Below are 2,703 nucleotides of genomic sequence, written 5' to 3' on the forward strand. Positions count from 1 at the left end.
GTGTATGAACGAGCGGAAAGGGACGGGCGTAAGCGCGGCCGAGGATGCCAACGATCTCGGCCTGAGTGGCCCAAACCTGCGAGCCCCGGGCGTCGATTGGGACATCCGCCGCGACGAGCCTTATGAGATCTACGATCGGCTCGACTTCAATGTCATTACCCGCAAGGAGGGCGACTGCTATGCGCGCTGGCAGTGCCGTGTCGAGGAAATGCGCGAGAGCATCCGGATCATTGAGCAATGTCTCGACCAGATGCCCGAGGGGCCGTTCCAGATCGACATGCCGACAATCGCCTTCCCGGTGGACAAGGACAGGGTGCACTGCTCGATGGAGGCATTGATCCAGCATTTCGATCTATCGGCCTACGGCTTCAAGGTGCCGAAGGGCGAGGTTTATTCTGCGATCGAGGCGCCAAAGGGCGAGCTAGGTTTCTACATCATCAGCGACGGATCGCCCAAACCGTTCCGTATGAAGGTGCGGGCACCGTCCTTCGTCAACCTTCAGGCACTCTTTGGAGTGACCAACGCCCGCTATCTGGCGGACATGATCGCCGTGCTCGGCAGCCTCGACCCGGTGATGGCCGAGGTGGACAAGTAGCAGGGAGGTTCAAACCCGATGACCATGCGCGAACAGATCGAGGCGGCGGCGGCGCGGTATCCCGACCAGCGCTCGGCGATCATGCCCGCGCTTCTGATCGCGCAGAGGGAGCATGGCCATTTGCCTGGTCCAGTGCTGGAAGAAGTCGCCAATATCCTTGGTGTCGAGCGGATCTGGGTCTACGAACTGGCGACCTTCTACACACTCTTTCATGTCGAACCGGTGGGCATGTTCCACCTGCAACTCTGCGACAACGTTTCCTGCATGCTGCGCCGCTCCGAGGACCTCTTGAGGCATTTGGAGGAGGTGCTGGGGATCAACAAGGGCGGCACAACGCCGGATGGGCTGTTCACGCTTTCGACAGTCGAGTGCCTCGGTGCATGCGAGATGGCTCCGGTGATGCAGGTTGGCGACGATTACCACGGCAACCTTGATGTCGCGCGGATAGACGCGCTGCTGGACGGCCTCCGCGCCTTGGCGAGGCAGGCCGAAAGTGGGCCCACCCTTGCACGGCCGCCGGGAAGGTAGGGTCATGTTCGAGCCGGTTCTTCTTAAGAATATCGACGTGCCGGACAGTCATTTGCTGTCGACCTATGAGGCCGGCGGCGGCTATCAGGCATTGGCCAAGACGCTGCGCGAGTATACGCCGGACGAGGTCATCGACCTCGTCAAACAGTCCAACCTGCGCGGCCGCGGCGGGGCCGGATTCCCGACGGGCATGAAATGGTCCTTCGTGCCGCAGCAGGCCGGCAAGCCGAAATACCTGTGCTGCAACGCTGATGAGGGCGAGCCCGGAACCTTCAAGGACCGGATCATCATGGAGCGCGATCCACACCAGCTCATCGAGGGGCTGGCGGTAAGCGCCTACGCGATCGGGGCCGAAACCGCCTATGTCTACATCCGGGGAGAATATGTGACGGCGATACGCCGCCTGGAGCAAGCGATCGCCCAGGCTCACGAAAGGTCCTATCTCGGAACGAGTGTTCTAGGCTCTGATTTCAAGTTCACCGTGCACGTTCACTGCGGCGCGGGCGCCTATATTTGCGGCGAGGAGACCGCGATGCTCGAGTCGCTCGAGGGCAAGCGGGCGCAGCCGCGATTGAAACCGCCGTTTCCCGCCGTGGCCGGGCTCTACTCCAGCCCCACCGTTATCAACAATGTCGAGACGATTGCTTGCGTGCCGCATATTGTGGCGCGCGGGCCGGCCTGGTTTCGGGGCATCGGTCCGGATAAGAGCCCCGGCCCGAAGCTCTACTGCCTGAGCGGGCAGGTGCGCAACCCCGGCCTTTACGAGCTGCCGATGGGCATATCGCTGCGCGAACTGGTCGAGGAGCACGCTGGCGGTCCGTTACCGGGGCGCAGGATCAAGGCTGTAATTCCGGGCGGGGTCTCGGCGCCGGTAATACCTGAGGGCGGGCTGGAGGTCGGGATGGATTTCGACTCGCTTGCTGCCGCCGGCTCGATGCTTGGTTCGGCCGGCGTTGTTGTAATCGACGACTCGACCTGCATGGTCAAGGTCGCCACCCGGATCATAGAGTTCTTCCACCACGAGTCCTGCGGCAAGTGTACGCCATGCCGGGAAGGATTGAACTGGGCCGTAAAGGTACTGCGCCGCATTGAGACCGGGGAAGGCGGGCCTGGAGATCTGGAGCAGCTGGAGATGCTTTGCAAAGGCATTTTCGGCAATACGTTTTGTGCTTTGGGTGACGGTGCCGCGATGGGATTGCGGGCGGCGCTTAAGCATTTCCGCGACGAGTTCGTCGTCCATATCGAGGAGCGGAGGTGCCCGTTTCACAGAGCGTGTGTTTGAGGCGGGCTGGGCGGAAGCATTGTTAGCGTTACGATCGACGGACAAACGCTTGAAGTCGAGGCTGGCTCCACGGTGCTCATGGCGGCTGAGCGCTTGGGCATCGACATTCCAACTTTCTGTTACTGGAAGCGGCTGCCGCCGCTGGCCTCCTGCCGCATGTGCCTCGTGGAGATTGAGGGGTTGCGGCGGCTGCGGCCGGCCTGCGCCACCCCGGGCACCGGTGGCCTGGGCGCTCGGGCTGATACGCCGCGGATCGAGGAAACGCGCTCATCCCTGCTCGACAAGCGGCGTGCCACAC

General features: G+C 62.4%; 3 protein-coding genes and 1 pseudogene. All 4 read left to right on the plus strand.

Annotated elements, in window-relative coordinates:
* Positions 1-595 (plus strand): annotated as a pseudogene (locus C9413_RS30720) (NADH-quinone oxidoreductase subunit D); the annotation flags it as partial.
* Between the two features lie 18 nt (positions 596-613).
* Positions 614-1,123, plus strand: a complete 510-nt coding sequence (nuoE, locus tag C9413_RS30725; protein ID WP_040115133.1) for an NADH-quinone oxidoreductase subunit NuoE — start codon at positions 614-616, stop codon at positions 1,121-1,123.
* 4 nt (positions 1,124-1,127) lie between these two features.
* The gene (nuoF, locus tag C9413_RS30730) at positions 1,128-2,405 is read left to right on the plus strand and encodes an NADH-quinone oxidoreductase subunit NuoF (RefSeq protein ID WP_170251375.1); all 1,278 of its coding nucleotides are present in this window, start codon (positions 1,128-1,130) and stop codon (positions 2,403-2,405) included.
* A gap of 18 nt (positions 2,406-2,423) precedes the next feature.
* Positions 2,424-2,703 (plus strand): 2Fe-2S iron-sulfur cluster-binding protein (locus C9413_RS30735; RefSeq protein ID WP_170251376.1); only part of this gene is annotated, 280 nt, incomplete at its 3' end.

The sequence above is a fragment of the Rhizobium sp. SEMIA 4085 genome, assembly GCF_013004495.1.
In the GTDB taxonomy this organism is placed as follows: Bacteria; Pseudomonadota; Alphaproteobacteria; order Rhizobiales; family Rhizobiaceae; genus Rhizobium; species Rhizobium gallicum.